The sequence below is a fragment of the Caulobacter sp. DWR2-3-1b2 genome (assembly GCF_049896345.1).
In the GTDB taxonomy this organism is placed as follows: domain Bacteria; phylum Pseudomonadota; class Alphaproteobacteria; order Caulobacterales; family Caulobacteraceae; genus Caulobacter.
The window spans coordinates 385,820-403,453 of record NZ_JAFCUC010000001.1 but is presented as its reverse complement, the minus strand read 5'-3'; the positions used below and the strand labels follow the sequence as shown (position 1 = coordinate 403,453).

11 protein-coding genes and 7 pseudogenes are annotated in these 17,634 nt (G+C 64.3%); 8 read left to right on the top strand and 10 right to left on the bottom strand.

Annotation, left to right across the window (positions count from 1 at the left end):
- Window positions 1-3: 3 nt before the first annotated feature.
- Both ACP694_RS01920 and ACP694_RS01915 read left to right on the top strand, forming a co-directional pair.
- On the top strand, window positions 4-2,469 hold the full coding sequence (locus ACP694_RS01920; RefSeq protein ID WP_426009980.1) for an ATP-binding protein: 2,466 nt from the start codon (window positions 4-6) through the stop codon (window positions 2,467-2,469).
- Between the two features lie 34 nt (window positions 2,470-2,503).
- Window positions 2,504-2,893, top strand: coding sequence for a response regulator (locus ACP694_RS01915; RefSeq protein ID WP_426009979.1), 390 nt, complete (start codon window positions 2,504-2,506; stop codon window positions 2,891-2,893).
- A 224-nt stretch (window positions 2,894-3,117) separates the two neighbouring features.
- Here the strand turns inward: ACP694_RS01915 and ACP694_RS01910 are convergent.
- The 4 genes and pseudogenes from ACP694_RS01910 to ACP694_RS01895 form a co-directional block, all read right to left on the bottom strand.
- A pseudogene (locus tag ACP694_RS01910) lies at window positions 3,118-3,906 on the bottom strand (IS3 family transposase); the annotation flags it as partial.
- A 24-nt stretch (window positions 3,907-3,930) separates the two neighbouring features.
- Window positions 3,931-4,923: pseudogene (locus tag ACP694_RS01905) on the bottom strand (IS3 family transposase); the annotation flags it as partial.
- 124 nt (window positions 4,924-5,047) lie between these two features.
- Window positions 5,048-6,916: a response regulator gene (locus ACP694_RS01900; protein ID WP_426009978.1), complete on the bottom strand. Its 1,869-nt coding sequence runs from the start codon at window positions 6,914-6,916 to the stop codon at window positions 5,048-5,050.
- A 9-nt stretch (window positions 6,917-6,925) separates the two neighbouring features.
- Window positions 6,926-7,477 carry a heme NO-binding domain-containing protein gene (locus tag ACP694_RS01895; protein WP_426009977.1) on the bottom strand — a complete coding sequence of 184 codons (552 nt, stop codon included), beginning with the start codon at window positions 7,475-7,477 and terminating at the stop codon, window positions 6,926-6,928.
- Window positions 7,478-7,558: 81 nt separating this feature from the next.
- On the opposite strand from ACP694_RS01895, the pseudogene ACP694_RS01890 reads away from it, so the two are divergent.
- The 6 genes and pseudogenes from ACP694_RS01890 to ACP694_RS01865 all read left to right on the top strand — a co-directional run.
- Window positions 7,559-7,861 (top strand): annotated as a pseudogene (locus tag ACP694_RS01890) (transposase); the annotation flags it as partial.
- Between the two features lie 465 nt (window positions 7,862-8,326).
- Window positions 8,327-8,911 carry a Spy/CpxP family protein refolding chaperone gene (locus tag ACP694_RS01885; RefSeq protein WP_426009976.1) on the top strand — a complete coding sequence of 195 codons (585 nt, stop codon included), beginning with the start codon at window positions 8,327-8,329 and terminating at the stop codon, window positions 8,909-8,911.
- A 137-nt stretch (window positions 8,912-9,048) separates the two neighbouring features.
- Window positions 9,049-9,507 (top strand): annotated as a pseudogene (locus ACP694_RS01880) (MBL fold metallo-hydrolase); the annotation flags it as partial.
- 8 nt (window positions 9,508-9,515) lie between these two features.
- Complete coding sequence (locus tag ACP694_RS01875) at window positions 9,516-9,890, top strand: hypothetical protein (RefSeq protein ID WP_426009975.1); 375 nt, start codon at window positions 9,516-9,518, stop codon at window positions 9,888-9,890.
- Window positions 9,891-9,893: 3 nt separating this feature from the next.
- A complete protein-coding gene (locus ACP694_RS01870; protein ID WP_426009974.1) occupies window positions 9,894-10,256 on the top strand; it encodes a hypothetical protein in 363 nt (120 codons plus the stop codon).
- A gap of 136 nt (window positions 10,257-10,392) precedes the next feature.
- Window positions 10,393-10,797 (top strand): OsmC family protein, encoded by a 405-nt coding sequence (locus ACP694_RS01865; RefSeq protein ID WP_426009973.1) that lies wholly within the window; start codon window positions 10,393-10,395, stop codon window positions 10,795-10,797.
- Window positions 10,798-10,990: 193 nt separating this feature from the next.
- Here ACP694_RS01865 and ACP694_RS01860 read toward each other — a convergent pair.
- The 6 genes and pseudogenes from ACP694_RS01860 to ACP694_RS01835 form a co-directional block, all read right to left on the bottom strand.
- Window positions 10,991-11,487: pseudogene (locus ACP694_RS01860) on the bottom strand (ATP-binding protein).
- Window positions 11,474-12,118: pseudogene (locus tag ACP694_RS01855) on the bottom strand (Mu transposase domain-containing protein); the annotation flags it as partial. The pseudogenes ACP694_RS01855 and ACP694_RS01860, both read right to left, overlap by 14 nt.
- Window positions 12,119-12,959: 841 nt before the next feature.
- Window positions 12,960-13,776, bottom strand: a pseudogene (locus ACP694_RS01850) (IS5 family transposase).
- 280 nt (window positions 13,777-14,056) lie between these two features.
- Window positions 14,057-15,637 (bottom strand): malate synthase A, encoded by a 1,581-nt coding sequence (gene aceB / locus ACP694_RS01845; protein WP_426009972.1) that lies wholly within the window; start codon window positions 15,635-15,637, stop codon window positions 14,057-14,059.
- A gap of 79 nt (window positions 15,638-15,716) precedes the next feature.
- The gene (locus tag ACP694_RS01840; RefSeq protein ID WP_426009970.1) at window positions 15,717-15,950 is read right to left on the bottom strand and encodes a hypothetical protein; all 234 of its coding nucleotides are present in this window, start codon (window positions 15,948-15,950) and stop codon (window positions 15,717-15,719) included.
- A 45-nt stretch (window positions 15,951-15,995) separates the two neighbouring features.
- Window positions 15,996-17,618 (bottom strand): isocitrate lyase, encoded by a 1,623-nt coding sequence (locus tag ACP694_RS01835; protein WP_426009968.1) that lies wholly within the window; start codon window positions 17,616-17,618, stop codon window positions 15,996-15,998.
- Window positions 17,619-17,634 lie beyond the last annotated feature (16 nt).

The window sequence follows — 17,634 nt, the reverse complement described above, 5'->3', positions numbered from 1 at the left end:
TTCATGGCGGGCGAGAAGCAAATGCTCTGTGGTCTGATGGTCGCGGGCCTGTTGGCGGCGACCTCGGCCGCTGCCATGCCAGCGCCCGACCCCGGTTTCGACGGCCTCATCGATGCGTCGAAGATGGCAATGATGACCGATCCTCAGGTCGCCTACGACCTGGCCGACCAAGCGCTGCGGCTGGCCAAGACCGCGCCGGACCCCGACACCCACGCAACGCGCACCGCCACCGCCCAATGGCTCGAGGCAGAAGCCCTGATCCGGACCGAGCGGGCCGAGGCCGCCCTGCCCGTCATCGCCCAGGCGTTGGCGGCGATCCAGAAGAACCACCCCAACACAAAGCTGCATGGCGACCTGTTGATGGCGCGCGGCGGAGCCAAATCCGTCCTCGGGCAAGTCCAGCCAGCCCTGGTGGACTTCCTGGCCGCTCACCACGTGTTTGGGATCGCGGGCGAGGCTCGTGGCCAAGCCAAGGCGCTGCAGGAGATCGGCTCGATCTACCAGGACGCCGGCGACTACCCACGCGTGCTGCAATACTATGATCAGTCGGCCGAAGCTTATGCGGCCGACCCTTCCCTTCTGGTTTCGGCCCACAACAACAAGGCCAACGCCCTCAAAGCGCTGAACCGGTTCCCCGAAGCGATTGGGCAGTACCGCCTGGCCCTTACGCAGGCCCGCAAGCTGGAAAGTCCGGCGCTCGAGGCTCACATCCTGACCAACCTGGCCTCCACCGAGGTCGCAGCGGGCGACTTGACTCGGGCCGACGCTGATTTGGCGCGAGCGCGGAACTTGACCAGCAGCGCCGCCGCCCGCCAGGAGCGGCCATTCATTGACGGCGTCGCGGCTCAGGCGGCCCTGAAGCGAGGCCAGTATCAACGCGCCGCCCAATTGCTGGAAAAAATCTTTGTCGGGGTCGATCCGACATCGACCAATCCCACCTATCGCGACTTCCACGAAGCGGCCTACCAAACCTACAGCCATCTCGGCGACGACCGCCACGCGCTGATTCACCTCCGCGCCTTTAAGCGCATCGACGACGCAACGCGCAGCCTGGCCGCCGACACCAACGCCGCCCTGATGACGGCGCGGTTCGACTTCGCCAACCAGGATCTGAAGATCACGAAACTAAAGGCGGGACAACTTCAGCGCGACGTGGAACTGGCGCGGTCGCGAAACGTGGTCAGCACCGTGCTGCTGGTCGCCGCGGCGATCGTGCTCGCGCTGCTGGCCTTTGGCCTGGTCTCGATCCGGCGCAGCCGAAACGCCGTTCGGGCGTCCAACGTGAAGCTCAACGAAGTGAACGGCTCGCTGCAGAAAGCTCTGAAGGCCAAGACGGAATTCCTGGCGACCACGAGCCACGAGATCAGGACGCCACTCAACGGCATCCTCGGCATGACCCAGGTGCTCCTGGCGGACCGCAAGCTGGGTCATGACGTGCGGGAAAAAATCTCGATCGTCCACGGCGCCGGCGAGGCGATGAAGGCGCTGGTCGATGACCTGCTCGACGTCGCCAAGATGGAAACGGGCAAGGTCGCGGTGTCCACGGCCGAACTCGACGTCCATAACCTGCTTCGACAAACGACCCAGCTGTGGAAACAGCCCGCGACCAACAAGGGCTTGGTTCTGAAACTGGAGATTCAGGACGTTCCACTGCGGATCATCGAGGACGGCGCACGTCTCAAGCAGATCCTGTCGAACTTGATGTCCAATGCCATCAAGTTCACCGATCAGGGTTCGGTCACGCTTATAGCGCTTGTCGAGGGCCAGGGCGATGAAGCACGACTTTTGCTTCGCGTGGCCGATACCGGCATAGGCATCGCCGCCGATCAGATCGAGGAAGCGTTCGAGTCGTTCAAGCAACTGGATGGCGGCCTGACGCGCAAGCAGGGGGGCACCGGCCTTGGCCTGACGATCTGCCGCAACCTGGCCGCCGCCTTGGACGGCACGATCACTGTGGTCAGCGCGGTGGGGGCGGGCTCAACCTTTACGCTCAGTCTACCACTGCGCCCTGCGGCTGCAGCGACGCCCGCTTTCGCTGCCTTGACTGGGGTCGTGGGCACGCTGTCCGACGCCAGGTTGCTGATCGTGGAAGCCAACCCCTTGGCTCAGAGCGTGATGCGTGCCCTGCTGCACGCCAAGGTAGCCGGGCTAGAGATGGCGTCGTCCGTGGCGCCCGCGCTTGAGTCGTTGCACACCAGCGCTCCAAATCTCATCTTGGTCGAAATCAGCGCCTTGGGACCCGACCTGACGACGCAGCTCAACGCCCTCAAGCAAATGGTGCGCACGGCAAATGGCGCCCCTATCGCTACCCTGTGCGCCTCACCCACACCCGACGTGATCGCAACCCTTCTTGACGCCGGCGCAACGCAGGTCTGGTCCAAGCCGATCAACGGGCCAAGCCTGTTGACTCACCTGGAGGCTCTTGCTGCGGCCGGCGCGATTGAACCCTCCACGGCGCAGCGCGCTTAGTAGTCAAGGTTGTTGTCGAGAAGGGCCGGAAGCGATGCGCGTACTTTTCGTCGAGGACGATGCGATGAATCGCCGAGTCGTTCGCGACATGCTGGGCGTCGCCGGGCTCGATATGTCAGAGGCGCCTGAGGCCGAGACTGGCCTTAAGATGATCGGCGAAAACGACTACGACCTCATTCTGATGGACCTGCGCATGCCCGGGATGGATGGCCTCTCCGCCATTCGGAATATCCGCGCTCGCGGCGACCTGAAAGGAACACTTCCGATCATTGTCATCACGGCCGACATGGCGGTCAACATCCGCGAGAATTGCCTCGCGGCGGGCGCCAACGATGTGATCCTCAAGCCCGTCGCAATGGACCTTCTGTTTGATGCGATCGGACGGATGATCGCCGCTAACCCGCAGGATGACGTCCTCAGCTAACACCGAGTGCTCTGACATCTATCTTGTCCGGTTGGCCAAGATTATCGCGCGGACTTTCGTGTTTCCAGTGGGCCAGCGGCAACTGGCAACTGGCAACCACTGCGACTTCCGGACTTCTTGTGCACAAGCGCCACCTTGGCAGGTTCTGATTGCCTGACGGCGGTGGCGCGACCCATTGAAAAAGAGCGGGCCGGGATTGTCTGGACAGGGATCGGCGTCGGTTAAGTGGAATCGCTGCCGGTTGTGATTGGCCGGGGTTGGGCCCGGGGTTGGGCCTGGTGGTGGTGGAAATAGGCCTGGTCGGGAGTGCGGGCGCCCAGGCTCGAATGCGGGCGCTTGCGGTTGTAGAAGTCCAGATAGCGGCCGATGCAGGCGCGGGCTTCGGCGACGCTGTCATAGGCCCTCGGATAGACCTCCTCGTACTTGACCGACCGCCAGAGGCGCTCGACAAAGACGTTGTCGCGCCAGGCGCCCCTGCCGTCCATGCTGATCCGAATGCCGTTGGCGGCCAGCAGGCCGGTGAAGGCTGAACTGGTGAACTGGCTGCTCTGATCGGTGTTGAAGATCTCGGGCTTGCCATGCCGGGCCATGGCCTCCAGGGCGGCCTCCAGGGCGGGCTCCTCGACGGCCTCCGGGCAAAAATCCACCTCCATGCTGATCGACACCCGCCGATCACTGCGGCCCGGTAGGCGAAGCTGCGCTTCATCGGGATGTAGCTGATGTCCATCGCCCACGCCTGGTTGGGCCGATCGACCGTCAGGCCGCGCAGCAGATAGGGGTGGATCTTGTGCCCCGGCGCGAGTTTGGACGTGTTGGGCCGGCGGTAGATGGCCTCGACGCCCATCCGACGCATCAGGGTGATTACCCGGGCGCGGCCGATCTGGACACCCTCGCCGTGCAGCAGATCACGCAACATCCGGCTGCCCGCGAACGGGTAGTCCAGGTGCAACTCGTCGAGTCCGCCGCATGACCGCCAGGTCCGCCGCCGACACCGGACGGGGTTGGTAGTAGACGCGCCGCGCCCGGATTTGGCCACAGGCCTCGTCGGGGGTGGCCCCGGCAAGGGCCGAGTGGGGCCGGTTGGTGTTGTAGTAGCCGATCCACTTGGTCAGGCCGGCCCGCGTCTCCGATCCGGTCTCGAAGGCGTGGATGTAGACGCACTCATATTTGAGGCTGCGCCAGAGCCGCTCGATGAAGACATTGTCCATCCAGCGGCCGCGGCCGTCCATGGAGACCCGCACGCCGGCGTGCTTCAGCACGTCGACGAAGCGGGGCGAGGTAAACGGGCTGCCCTGGTCGGTGTGGAAGATTTCTGGCGGCCCAGGTACAGGAAGCCCCGTCGCATCGGGATGTACGTAATGTCGGCGCACCAGACCTGATTGGGCTTGTCGATGGTCAGCCCGCGCAGCAGGTACTTGCAGGCCCGGTGCTCCGGGTGCGGGATCGTCGTACGCGGCTTCTGATAGATCGGCGCCAGGCCCATCCTGGCCATCAGCCTGCGCAACCCGCATCCGGCCGACCCTGTAGCCTTGGCGGCGGAGATGGCGGGCCACCTGGCGCGAGCCGTACCAGGGTGTCTCCAGGAACGCCTCGTCGATCAGCCGCATCAGCGCCAGGTTCAGCGGGGTCTCGCCCGCCGGCCGGTAGTAGAAGGCCGAGCGGCTGATCGACACCAGGGCGCACTGGCGCTGGATCGAGATCTTCGGGTCGTTGGGGTCGATCATCGCTCGCCTCCGGTCCAGGCTCAACGACCGAAGGCCTTGGCTAAAAAATCCCGCACCACCAACAGCTGGCCGATCTTGGCGTGCAGCTTGTCGATCTCGCCCTCCCGGCCCCCCCTCGGTCGCCTCGGCCTTGCCCGATAACACCCCGGAAAGCCCCTCGATGGCCTGTTTGCGCCACGCCGCGATCATCGTCTGGTGGACGCCGTGCTTTGTCGCCAACTGCGACAGGGTCAGCTCCCCCTTCAACGCCTCCAGCGCGACCTTGGCCTTCAAATCAGCCGCGTATCGCTTCCGCTTCCCAGTCATAAAGTCCGCCCTTCATCGAGGTCGAACCTACCTTGGCCAACTGTCCGAATTTCCGGCGCCGCCTCACAATAGGGCGGGCCGAAAAGCTGCTTGCGAGACGAAAAAGCTAACGCTGCCCCAGGTCCTAGCCCCTTAGCTGTAGGGCAACGGCGATATCGAGCGGCTCAATCCGCGCGGCGGCGGCGCTAAGCACGGCGAACAATTCGGCCACGTCGATGGGCTTTTTCAGAACGCCATCGACGCCGGCAGCGTGATAGCGGTGGATATCGGCCTCAAAGACGTTTGCGGTCAGCATGAAGATCGGCATCACACCGGCGTGGCTGTTCAACGCCCGTATGGCGCGGACGGCGGTGACGCCGTCCATGCGTGGCATGTTGGCATCCATCAGGATCATGTCGAAGACGCCAGCCCGCATGGCCTCGACAGCCTCCTTACCGTCTTCGACCAATCTCAACTCCACGCCTAGGGGGTCGAGCAACACCCGCAGAACGTGCCGATTGGCGGCGTTGTCTTCAGCCGCCAGGATGCGCAGCGGCCGGTGGGACTGCGTAGCCGGGGGTTCTTCCGGGATAGGCCCGGACAACTTGTTGCCAACGTCGGCAGGGAATTCAAACCAGAAGCGGCTACCGCCAGCATTGGTCGGGTCATGGCCGATGGTCCCGTTAAGGCTGGCGATGTTGCCGGCGCAGATGGCCAAGCCCAGACCCGTGCCCCCGGCCTGGCGGCCCGCATCCGTCTGCTCGAACGCCTGGAAGATTCTGGCGCGGTCGGCGGGGGCGATGCCCGGTCCTTGATCGATTACCTCGACAGAGACCAGATACCGCCCTTCCTTTCGCTGTGCGCGCACCGCCAGGACAACCTGACTGTCGGGCGGCGAGAACTTGAGGGCGTTGGACAACAGGTTGATCATCGTCTGCTCGACCTTGCCCTTATCGGAGACGATGCAGCAATCGTCGGGCAGCGCGCCGAGTTCGGTGACCAGCTCGACGCCTAGTTCCTGGGCTCGTGGCCTCCAGACCCGCTCGGTCGCCTCGATCGTGCGGCGCAAATCGAAGGCTTCGACCTGAGCAGACATCTTGCCCGCCTCGATCTGGGCTAGGTCCAGCACCGCGTTGAGCAGCCGCAGCAGCAGTCCGCCGGACTCCAGCACGCCGTAGACCAGGGTCTGCTGGTGGGGATTGAGCGGCGTGCGCGCCAAGGCTTCGGTCAAGCCGAGAACGGCATTCAAGGGCGTGCGGACCTCGTGACTGGTCACCGCGAGAAAGACGGACTTGGCGCGGTTAGCCGCCTCGGCGACGACGCGCTGGGCCTGCGCCGCCTTGACAGAGCGCACCAGCTTGCTGTTGCGGGCCTTGGAATCCGCCTCGGCGCGGCTGCGTTCGATCACCCGGCCGAGTTGGGCGCCGATCTGAGTCATGATCCGAAGCATGGATTCGTCAGGCTCTTCGGCCTTGTAGGAGAAGAACTCCAAAACGACGGCGACCTCCTCTCCGACTAGGACCGGGAAGCCGAAGGCTGCACGTAATCCGCAGCGCTTGGCGGCTTCGGCCCGCAGGAAGTTCGCTTCGACGGTTACGTCGGTGACCCAAATGGCCGCCTTGTCCGCCATGACCCGGCCGGGCAGTCCCACGCCAGCGGGAAAGGTGCTTCTTTCCGAGATCTCGTAGAATTCGGCGATGTCGGCCCCGTCAAGCGCCCACCAGAGCTTCTCCGACGCCATCACGGCGTCGCGTCCCCGCCGCCGGACATAGACATGGCCGACTGGCCAACCGGTGAAGCGACAGACCTGTTCGAGGGTGGTCTTCAGAGCTGCGGTGGGACCCTGGGAGAGATTGCAGGCTACCGCGATGGTTTCCAGCAGCCGCAGCCGCTCAGCATGGACGAAGAGCTCGCGCGTGCTAGTCTCGGCGATTGCTTCAGCGGCGAAGCGGGTGGCGCGTTCTCGCTGCAGGCGCCGCTCCAAGCGGTTAAGATGGTAGCTATCGTCTTCCAAGGTCGGGCCTCAGGCGACCGCCAGCTGCGGCCATCGGATATGGAAGACACAGGCCGCATCGCCCTTGTCGATGCACCGGGCGTGCTGGAAGTCGATGTTCTCGCCGTAGTAAGCGCTGGCCCCTTCAGCGAGGCCTTGCGCCAAGACGCAGAGCCGGCGGGTCGATCGGTAGTCCATGCTGAGGCTGCCGTCCGGCCCTTCGCGGAACTGGAAGTAAGGGCATTCGGCGCCAGCGTAGAGCTTGCGGACCTCGACGTGGATAACGTCGTTGACACTGAGGATGAAGGAGCGGGCCGAGGTGTGCCCCTCGAAAAAGCCTGGATAATGTTGGGCCAGGAGCGGCATAGCCTGCTGACCGAACCAGCGCAGCACCGCCGCTGGCGGCAGCCCGAGCTTGTCAGATGCGGCGCCGACCAGGGCGGTCATCTCATCGTCGGAATAGCTGCCAACTGAGGTATAGACGCCATCGACGCCAGCGGCGTCGATAAGGTCGTCCCAAACGTCTTCGCTGTAGTGCTGGGTGACCACCTCCTGCAAGAGGTTGAAGATAATTCCCTTCATAGTCGCCCCCAAGTGCAGCCCTTTTGAGACCTTAGTGACGAGCGGATAAAAACCGCTTAACAGCGGTCAATTATCTCGAGCAACACCGACCAGGGCAGCCAGTTCACCAGCGCGGCCTTCACCGGCCTGCTGGCCGACAACGGCATCGCGATCAGTATGGGCGGCAAGGGCGCCTGGCGCGACAACGTCTTCGTCGAACGGCTGTGGCGGTCGGTCAAGTACGAGGAGGTCTATCCGAGGGCCTATGACAGCGTCGCCGAAGCCCGCGCCTGCATCGGCCGCTATCTGGACTTCTACAACCGCAAGCGCCCGCATTCGAGCCTGGGCGCCCGCACCCCGGACCAGGCCTGTTTCGACCACCGGCTCCAAGCCCTCGCGGCATAAAACTTTCGCCGCCGGAGTTGGTGCGTCACTCCCGACCAATCACAACCGGCAGCGATTCCACTTAGCCAGCGGCAATCCCTGTCCAGACAATCCCGACCACCGCTGTCGAACCTACCCTAGCCAACTGTCCGAATTTCCAGCGCCACCTCAGACTTCATCGAGCCGTTATTGGTGAGCTGCGGAACTTTGGTGGCAGAACGCCATTGTTCGTCCTATGGCAATAGTTTGTGCCGCGAGAAACCCTCCAATAAATGGAAGGTTTGAAAATCCGATCGCTGCTTGATGCTACGCAAATTGAAACTTGCGGCAACCTTGTTCTCCTGGCGCCATCAAACTTCTCGGAGCGGCGTTATGACACCGAGGTCCTCAAGCGAGCCTTCAAACTCGCGCGATCCGCACTGATCTCCGGCCTCCCCTACCGCTGCAATCGAGACGTCCCGACTCAACTCGAATTGGACCGAACAAATGAAGACGACAGCCAAATGCCTTTCCTTGCTTGCCGCGCTCGCGGGGAGCACGGCATGGGCCGCAGAGCCGGATGCGCACGCCGCTCACCACCCCGCGCCCGCCGCTGCGTCGATGCCGGCGGCAAAGGCCGGCGCCAAGCCCGGGGCGTCCATGATGGGCGGGGGCATGATGGACATGGCCGACATGCATGGCCTTGGGATGAGTGCGGCCCGGCTGGGCGCCTTGAAGGGAGAACTCGCCCTGACACCCGCACAGCTACCTCTGTGGGACGCCTTCGCCGACGCAGCCCGGGCGATGAGCGAAAGCATGACGATGCATCCCGGGATGGAAATGCCCAAGGACAAGCCGATGATGCCTGCGGCGGCGATGCCGCAGGGCGCCGCCATGCCAAAATCCGGCATGGGCATGATGGGCGCGCACGGGTCGCTCCCTGATCGGCTGGATCGCCACGAGGCGATGATGACGGACCGATTGGAGGCCCTCAGGAAGGTCAAGGCGGCGTTGTTCCCCCTGTACGCCGCGCTCAGCCCCGCCCAACGGACAAAGCTTGACGCGACGCCACCTCATCCGCACGCACATTAGGTCGAGGCGACGGGGCGTGGGTCAAGGACGTGCGGCTGCGCCACATGTTCAGATGAACGCCCCGTCCACTCGTACGGGTACTGAGCTCGCTGGGGGGCAGGCCCTGCGAGTGACTGCGCAAGGTTACAAGCGTAAGCGAAGCCATCGCCCTGCACGTGCCCGGCCACACCCCAGCCTGCATGGCCTATGTGATCGGCCCGCCGTCTTTGTCGGCGACACCCTGTTCATGCCCGACTACGGCAACGGCCCATTGCGACTTCCCAGGCGGCGACGCGGCGACCCTCTACCGGTCGATCCAGCGGCTACTGACCCTGCCCGACGCTACCCGGGTTTTCCAGTGCCACGACTACAAGGCGTCCGAACGGATCGATTTGGCTTGGGAAACGACCATCTGCGCGCAGCGGCGGGACAACGTCCATGTGCACGCAGGGGTCACCGAGGCCGCCTTCGTGGCGCTCCGCGAAGCCCGGGACAAGACGCTCGGCATGCCACGCCTGATCCTGCCTTCGGTGCAGATCAACATGCGCGGCGGACATTTGCCGGAGCCGGAAGACAACGGCGTTCGCTATTTGAAAATTCGCCTCAACGCCGTTTGATGAGGCCAATGATCAAAGCCCTCACCCTCGCCGCTTCGCTCGCTTTCCTGGCTTCGGCCGCCTTGGCCGAGCCAACCCGTGCGATGGTCCGAGCCCAGGCCCACGACGCCAAGTTCATCGGGGACCATATGGGCGGGGTGCAGGTCACGCTCGTCGACGCGAGGACGGGGGTGGTCCTTGCCAAGGGCCTGACCAAGGGCGGCGCCGGCGATACGCCGCTGATCATGAAAACGCCACGGACGCGCGGAATGAGTATCGCCGGCCCGTCGTCGGCCGGCTTCGAGGCGGTCCTGGATCTGAAACAGCCGACCCTCGGGCGCGTTGAGGCGGTCGGACCCGTCGGCAAGCCCGCCGCAGCTATCAAGGTATCATCGACCCAGTAAATCTTGCCGGGTCGCGATATCATCGGCGATGGATGGGTACTGGATTTCCCCGGCCTGGTGATTGACCCGATGGCGCCGGTCACGCCCGGTGGCGCTCTGCAGATCAGCGCCAAGGTCAGTTTGATGTGCGGTTGCCCCATTGAGCCGGGCGGCATTTGGAACGCCGACACCTACAAGGTCGAGGCGCAACTGATGCAGGGCGATCGGCAGGTAGCCAAGGCGGCGCTAGCCTATGCGGGCCAGCCCAGCCAGTTTACCGGCGCCGTCGCGAAGCAGGCTTCTGGGCGCTATCGGCTTCGCTTGGTCGCCTTCGATACCACATCGTCAAATGCGGGCGTGGTCGAGATTCCCCTCCACCTGCGTTGACCGCCGCCGCCCCACGAAAATTGTGGCTCCGAGACGCCGAGGGCAACCTAATAGAGGTCTACGCGCGTTAAACCGCTGGCGAGCTCGCGCAAAAGCCGGCGAGCGCAAACCTTTCTCGTCCCCGTGCCGGTGAAAAATGCTGGAATATCGCGTCAATGCCGTCCGTCAGGACTCTCACGGGAGCCTGGCCACCTGCAAACAAGCTGAGGTCGCCCTCGACACTGACGTCAACGGCCGACCCGACGCCTTCAACCCAGCAGAACTGTTTCTAGCGTCCATAGCCGCCTGCATGATCAAAGGCATCGAGCGGGTCACACCGATGCTTAACTTCGAGCTTCGCGGAGTAGAAGTGCGCCTGCACAGCGTTCGCCAGGACGCCCCGCCGATGCTCATCGCCGTGGACTACGAGCTGATCATCGACACCCATGAGGACGATCAACGCCTCGAGCTTTTGCACAAGAACGTGCGCAAGTACGGGACAATCTCCAACACTGTCGCGGCGGCCCTGCCGTTGACAGGCACGATCCGCCGCATAGGCTAGACTGTCAAACGGCGCAATCGGGACCCCCCATCGGCGCGCAATCGGGACCCCCTATTCGGCTTCCGAGCGGCGATGCGCGTAGCTCTCAGCCAGCGCAGAGCATCGCCGCGGGGTGAGCCACTGATTGATCAGCTGCCCGGGAGGGGGTCTGGGGGGAGGTTGAACAAGTTGTGGATGAAGCGGGGCGTGCCGGTTAGGCGCGGTTTCTGAGTCGCCAGCTGTCGTTGCCGGTCTCGACGATGTCGCAGTGGTGGGTCAGGCGGTCGAGCAGCGCCGTGGTCATCTTGGCGTCGCCGAAGACGGCGGGCCACGCTCCGAAGGTCAGGTTGGTGGTGATGATCACCGAGGTGCGCTCGTAGAGCTTGCTGACCAGATGGAACAGGCGCTGCCCGCCGGACTGGGCGAACGGCAGGTAGCCCAGCTCATCGAGGACCACGAGGTCCAGGCGCGAGAGCTGGGCCGCCAGGGCGCCGGCCTTGCCGCGCCGGGCTTCGGCAGCTTGGCGGCGGTCAGGCGATAGCGGATGGAGGCGGCCTGGCGATGGTTGGTCTCGGCCTTGAGCAGGTCAGCCAGGATCTCCATGGCCGTGCGGTTACGCTGAAGGCCTGTGGTGACGGTCTCATCGAAGGCCCCGGCCATGCCCTTCAGGCCCAATTGGGCGAAGGCTTGGATCATCTCATGCCGCTGCACGGGGACCTCGCAGCAGGTCGTAGCGGGCGCAGTCGGCGATGGGCGGATGGCGCAGGACCAGGGCCTGAGAGGTGGTGATCGCCTCGGGCCTGGGTGGCTCGCGCCGTCGGGCCAGGATGTTGAGGATGACCCCGTCGCTGGCGGCGCCGGCGTCCAGGGCCTCGCGGACGGCGTCATCGACCACATCCAGGCCATCGATCAGCACCGCCGCCACGCCCCAGCTTCTTGCTGAGCCGCGTCAGGGCTGGAACGGCGCGCCGTTGCGCAGAGCGCCCGGCTTGCGGGCCAGGACCGGCAGGTAGCGCCAGGGATCATAGATCGTCCGGCCCCGGCCGAAGGACCGGGCATGCTCAGCAACCACTTCGCCGGCGCAGCGGACGACGATCTTGTCGGCATAGGCGCGCACCTGCACCTTGCGCTTGGCGGCCCTGGCCATCACCGAGTAGCGGTTGCGATCGAAGGTGATCAGGCAGGTTCCGGTCACCGCGTGCTCGACCTCGTGGAAGCCGTCGGGGTGCAGGCGCGCCCAGCGGCGGCACTCGGCTTCAAGCCAGCCGTTCAGCTCTTCCAGGGTGGCGAACCGCAGGCGCGGCTTGAAGGACCGCTCCCGCCGGGACCGCGCCTCGTTCTCGGTCAGAAGCTGCTCAAGCCGTTCGCGCACCGGGCCGATCTTCGGAAACGGCTGCGTCACGCGCCGATAGCTGAACGCGCCTTCCTCCGCCAGGATCGCCTTGCGCACAACCTTGCGACAGAGCCTCAGATCCCGACAAATCGCCTTGATCGACTTGCCCGCCGCAGACTCACCGCGAATCCGCACCACTGTCTCCACGACCAACATCCCGATCTCGACCGCCCGGTTGAACCAAGCCGCCGTGCCTAAGCCATCGGAATGAGGGGTCCCTTTTAGGCGCCTATCACCCCGCTAAGGGGGTCCTTCTTCCACGCCGCTGCACGCGAATCTCGACGCGGCCTTGAAGCGCAACTGAAAGACTATCCAGCCGCTCGGTTCCGCGATGTCAGCGCGCACTATGGCGTTCTTGAAAAGACCACGCCATTTGTCGGCTTCTGCGGTTGGATCAATGCAAAAGACGGTCGCGGCGCATATTTAGGATGGCAATTCTTCATCTTGGTTGGCCAAGGGATCGATCTCTATAAACCTGAGCGTTACGACATAGACGCGATGCGCGCGAGTGGGTGTATTGGGCCATCGATGTCACCGGACGTGGTGTCAGACACCGCTGACTGGTCGGACCAGATCGCTTATCACGACCCAAAACAAGGTCGGGACCAGCGCCCTGCCCAGCGTGCGGTCGGGGGCGAGCATTCCATGCCACGCCCGGCACAAACGGGCCTGCCCGGCCATTGCTCACGCCCAGACCGGAACACGCGACCGCTCTCCATCATGCTTGGTGGCGGGAAAGCAACCGCAGGCTAAAGCTTCAGAGTCTGACTCATAATGTTTCTGATTATGATCAGAGTGTTGCGAGCCTTCGGGTCATGAGTTGGACCGAGGCCATGAAGAGCCATGCGGTTGAGCTTGCGAGAGTGGCCTCGAAATCCTTGGCCAGGCGTCGGTTTCGGCCGAGCCAGGCGAAGGTGCGCTCCACCAACCAGCGGCGGGCAGCAGCACGAAGGTGCGTTTGGCGGTGTTGGATCGCTTGATGATCTCGATCTCCCAGTCGCCGCGTCCGACCATGGCGTGTCGCAGCTTGTCGCCAGCCTAGCCGCCGTCGGCGAAGACGTGGCGCAGCCAGGGGAAGCTGGCGCGGATCGAGGTCAGGACGTCAGGCGCGCCGTCACGGTCCCGGATATCGGCTGTGTGGACCAGGGCCGTGACGAGCAAGCCGCCGGTGTCGGTGAGGATGTGACGCTTGCGGCCCTTGATCTTCTTGCCCGCGTCCCCCCGGTCCAGCCTCCGGCTGGCCGAGGACAGGCTCCCCCAACAGGCCCGCCGCTTTCGGTGGTCTTGACGCTCTGGCTGTCGATCACCCCGGCGCTGGGCGAGGCCTGGCGTCCCACCGTCTCCCGGCAATCCATCAGCAACAGATGATTGAGGGTCCGCCAGAGCCCCTTGTCGCGCCGAGCGTAGAAATAGCGCTGAACCGTCGTCACCGGCGGGAAGTCCCCCTGCAGCATCCGCCACGGCAGACCGCTGCGCAAAACATAGAGCAGCGCGTTGGTGATCGTCCGCAACGACCACTTCGCCGGACGACCCAGGCGAGACCGCGCCGCGATCAGCGGCTCCAGAACCGCCCATTCCTGGTCCGTTAGATCGCTTGAATACCGCAGGCCCTTTCAAGCACGCTTGCCCCAGGTGATCTCAGTCCACATTTCGTTTTCCGTTGATGGCTCGCATCTCCAACAGAATCACAAGGGCCTGAAATCACCCAACTTCATTTCGGGTCAGCCTCTGAGAGAATCGAGGTTTGCTGACCCTGAGCCTCGAAGGTTTGCAAAGCCGAGCGGGCTTGCCCTCAACGGCATTTCGCTCAATGACCAAACGGGCCGCTTGGGCGCCAGACGACACGGAACACATGTCAGTCGCAGTCGGGCGCCGCGAAAGCCGGCGTTAAACGATCATCTCGTAGGCCGGCAGGGTGAGGAATTCATCGAGAGCTTCGGTCAGCACCATCCGTGAGAAAAGTTGCGCAGCGTCCTCCAGCCTGTCGCTGGGAAAATGCTGACGAAGTTCCGTCAGCTCTTGGGTGAAGAAGCTGACGAACAACTCCGAGCTTAGGTCTCGGCCGTCGTCCAGCGCCGCGTTAAATCGCAGCCATTGCCATAGCTGGGTGCGGCAGATTTCGGCGGTCGCGGCGTCTTCCATCAGGTTGTAGAGCGGCACCGCGCCCCGGCCCTCGATCCAGGCCTGAGTGTAGCGCACGCCAACGCGGATGTTTTCGCGCACGCCTGCTTCGGTGCGGACGCCGTCATGCAACTTCAGCATTTGCTGCCGCGTGATCGTGAGGTCGGCGAGGCGCTTGTCCAGCTGGTTGGGCGTCGGCATTAGGCGGTCAAAGACCTCCATGGCCACGGGCACCAGGTCGGGGTGGGCGACCCAGGTGCCGTCGTGACCGGCCCCGGCCTCGCGTTCCTTGTCAGCCCGCACCTTGGCGAAGGCGGCTTGGTTGGCGGTCTCGTCGCCCTTGATCGGGATCTGGGCCGCCATGCCGCCCATGGCGAAGGCCGCCCGGCGGTGGCAGGTCTGGATCAGCTTCAGCGAATAGGCGCCCAGGAAGGCCTGGCCCATCACCATGGCCGAGCGGTCCGGCGTGAGGAATTCAGCGCGTCCGCCCAGGCGCTTGATGAACGAGAAGATGTAGTCCCAGCGACCACAGTTGAGGCCGGCCATGTGGTCGCGCAGCTCGAAGATGATCTCGTCCATCTCGAAGGCGGCAGGGATGGTCTCGATCAGCACCGTGGCCTTGATCGTGCCGTCGGGGACGCCCAGCGCGGCCTGGGCGTGGACGAACACCTCGTTCCAGAGGCGCGCCTCCAGGTGGCTCTCTAGCTTGGGCAGGTAGAAGTAAGGACCCGAGCCTTGCGCCAGGGTGGCCTTGGCGTTGTGGAAAAAGTACAGGCCGAAGTCGAACAAGGCCCCGCTGACGGGCAGGCCATCCACTTCCATGTGCTGTTCAGGCAGGTGCCAGCCGCGTGGGCGGATTTTCAGGACGGCCAGGTTCTCTCCCAGCGCGTAGCTCTTGCCGGACTTGGGATCGACGTGGGCCAGCTGGCCCGCCCAGCGATCCTTCAGGTTGACCTGGCCTTCGATCAGGTTGGACCAGGTCGGAGAGGTGGCGTCCTCGAAGTCGGCCATGAACACCTTCGCCCCGCAGTTGAGGGCGTTGATGATCATCTTGCGATCGACGGGGCCGGTGATTTCGACGCGGCGATCCTGTAGGTCGACTGGGATCGGCGCGACAGTCCAGTCGCTCTCGCGGATGTCGACGGTATCGGGCAGGAAGTCTGGCAGCTCCCCAGCGTCGAAACGAGCCTGGCGTACGCTTCGGGCCACCAGGAGTTCGCGGCGACGCGCGTCGAACCGGCGGTGCAGATCGGCCACGAAGGCCAAAGCTTCGGGCGTCAGGATCTCTACCGCGCGGCCCTCGACAGGACCGTTGATCTGGATATTGGCGGCGATGTCGAGGGGCATGGGAAATCCTGCAGGCTCTGTGGAGGCCTCCCGGGCGTAAAGCCCGGGAGCAAGCATATCGACGAGGTGGTGTTGTAGATCAGTCGCTCTTGGCGGCGCCATTGGGTCGAACGGTCGGGACGATCTGGTCGCCCCAATTGCCCGCCCCGTCGTGGTGACGCGAGGTGCGCACCAGCTCGACGGAATAGCCGGCCGCGATGGCCCGTTGCACTGCCTCGTTCAGGCGGTGGGCGGCCTCGGCCACCCGATCGATCGCGCGTTGTTCGGCGGAGGCGTTCGGCATGGCGGCGGGAGCAAATTGCGTGGCGGTCATGATGGAATCCTTTGATCGGGTGGGGAAAGAAAGGCCGTTCGCCGACTATTCGGCGGCGAACTGGTTCATGGTGTTGGCGTGGCCGCCGGCCTTCAGGGCGCGCTCACCGGCGACCATCTCCTTGAAGGTGTCACCCAGATCCGAGCCGACCTCGTGCTGGTGCTTCACGGCCGAGACGCCGCGACGGATTTCCTCGCGCTGGACGGTGTTGACGTAGGCCTTCATCCGGTCGGGACCGAAATAGCCGCGCGACAACTCGTCCATGCTCTTGGCCGTCAGGTGGAAGGTGGGCAGGGTGATCAGGTTGTGGAACACCCCGGCGCGAGCCGCGATGTCGGCCTGGAAGGCGGCGAGACGGGCGTCGGTTTCCTGGCCCAGGTCGCTGGCGTCGAACTCGGCCGACATCAGGGTGTTACCCTCGGGATAGGAGTCCTTGTGGATCTTTCCCTCGGCGATCCATTGATCACGAACCTGGCGGCGCAGGTTCAGGGTCCAGTTGAACGACGGCGAGTTGTTGTAGGTCAGCTTGGCGTTCGGGACGACCTTGCGGATCTCGCTGACCATCGAGGCGATCTCGTCGACATTGGGGGTGTCGGTCTCGATCCACAGCAGGTCGGCGCCGCCCTGAGTCAAGGATGCGATGCAGTCCTCGATGACGCGGGCCCGGCCGGTGCCTTCCTGGAAGGCGAACAGACCGTTGGGCATGCGCACCGGCTTTTCGAACCGACCGTCGAGATAGATCGCCAATTCGCCCGGCAGGATCGGGCTATCGACGGTGATCGCCTCGGTCTTCAGCCACTTGATGTAGTCAGAGGCCAGGTCGCCCGGCGCCTGGCTGACCGGGATCTTCTGGGTCAGGCCGGCGCCCAGGCTGTCGGTGCGGGCGACGATGACGCCCTCGTCGACGCCCAGTTCCTCGAAGGCCAGGCGACAAGCGCGCAGCTTCTCGATGAAGTCCTCACGCGGCACCGTGACCTTGCCGTCCTGGTGGCCGCACTGCTTGGCGTCGGAGACCTGGTTCTCGATCTGCAGGCAGCAGGCGCCGGCCTTGATCATTTCCTTGGCCAAAATGTAGGTGGCGTTCTCGTTACCGAAGCCCGCGTCGATGTCGGCGATGATCGGCACGACGTGAGTCTCGAAGGTGTCGATGGCGGCGATTGCGGTTTTCTCGGCGACCTGGTCGCCGACGTCGCGGGCGGTCTTCAGGGCCTTGAACAGGTCGTTGATCGCGACCTCATCGGCCTGGCGCAGCGAGACGTAGATCTCCTCGATCAGATCAACGACCGAGGTCTTGTCGTGCATCGACTGATCGGGCAGGTGGCCGAAGCGGTTGCGCAGGCCGGCGACCATCCAACCCGAGAGATAGACGTAGGCGCCCTTGGTCGTGCCGCGCAGGCGCTTGACCGACTTGATCATCTGCTGGGCGTGGAAGCCCGACCAGCAGCCCAGCGATTGGGTGAACTGGGCGCTGTCGGCGTCGTAGGCGGCCATGTCGGCACGCATGACGCCGGCCATTTCGCGGGCGATGTCCAGGTGGGTCGAGAAAGTGTTCTGCAGCTTCAGCTGGATAATGTCGTCCACGGCGATGCCGGCCGGCGCGAGGCCGTCGGGATAGCGGCCCAGCAGCTCCTGGCGGTGTTGGGCGTAGGTCTTGCGCAGCGTCGTCATCGGTCGTTTGTCCCAC

Excerpts from the sequence above, each read along its gene's own strand:
- ACP694_RS01865 (WP_426009973.1), top strand. The coding sequence starts at position 10,393 with ATGCTGGAATATCGCGTCAATGCCGTCCGTCAGGACTCTCACGGGAGC.
- ACP694_RS01915 (WP_426009979.1), top strand. The coding sequence starts at position 2,504 with ATGCGCGTACTTTTCGTCGAGGACGATGCGATGAATCGCCGAGTCGTT.
- ACP694_RS01840 (WP_426009970.1), bottom strand. The coding sequence starts at position 15,950 with ATGACCGCCACGCAATTTGCTCCCGCCGCCATGCCGAACGCCTCCGCC.
- ACP694_RS01835 (WP_426009968.1), bottom strand. The coding sequence starts at position 17,618 with ATGACGACGCTGCGCAAGACCTACGCCCAACACCGCCAGGAGCTGCTG.
- ACP694_RS01920 (WP_426009980.1), top strand. The coding sequence starts at position 4 with ATGGCGGGCGAGAAGCAAATGCTCTGTGGTCTGATGGTCGCGGGCCTG.
- ACP694_RS01895 (WP_426009977.1), bottom strand. The coding sequence starts at position 7,477 with ATGAAGGGAATTATCTTCAACCTCTTGCAGGAGGTGGTCACCCAGCAC.
- ACP694_RS01875 (WP_426009975.1), top strand. The coding sequence starts at position 9,516 with ATGATCAAAGCCCTCACCCTCGCCGCTTCGCTCGCTTTCCTGGCTTCG.
- aceB (WP_426009972.1), bottom strand. The coding sequence starts at position 15,637 with ATGCCCCTCGACATCGCCGCCAATATCCAGATCAACGGTCCTGTCGAG.
- ACP694_RS01885 (WP_426009976.1), top strand. The coding sequence starts at position 8,327 with ATGAAGACGACAGCCAAATGCCTTTCCTTGCTTGCCGCGCTCGCGGGG.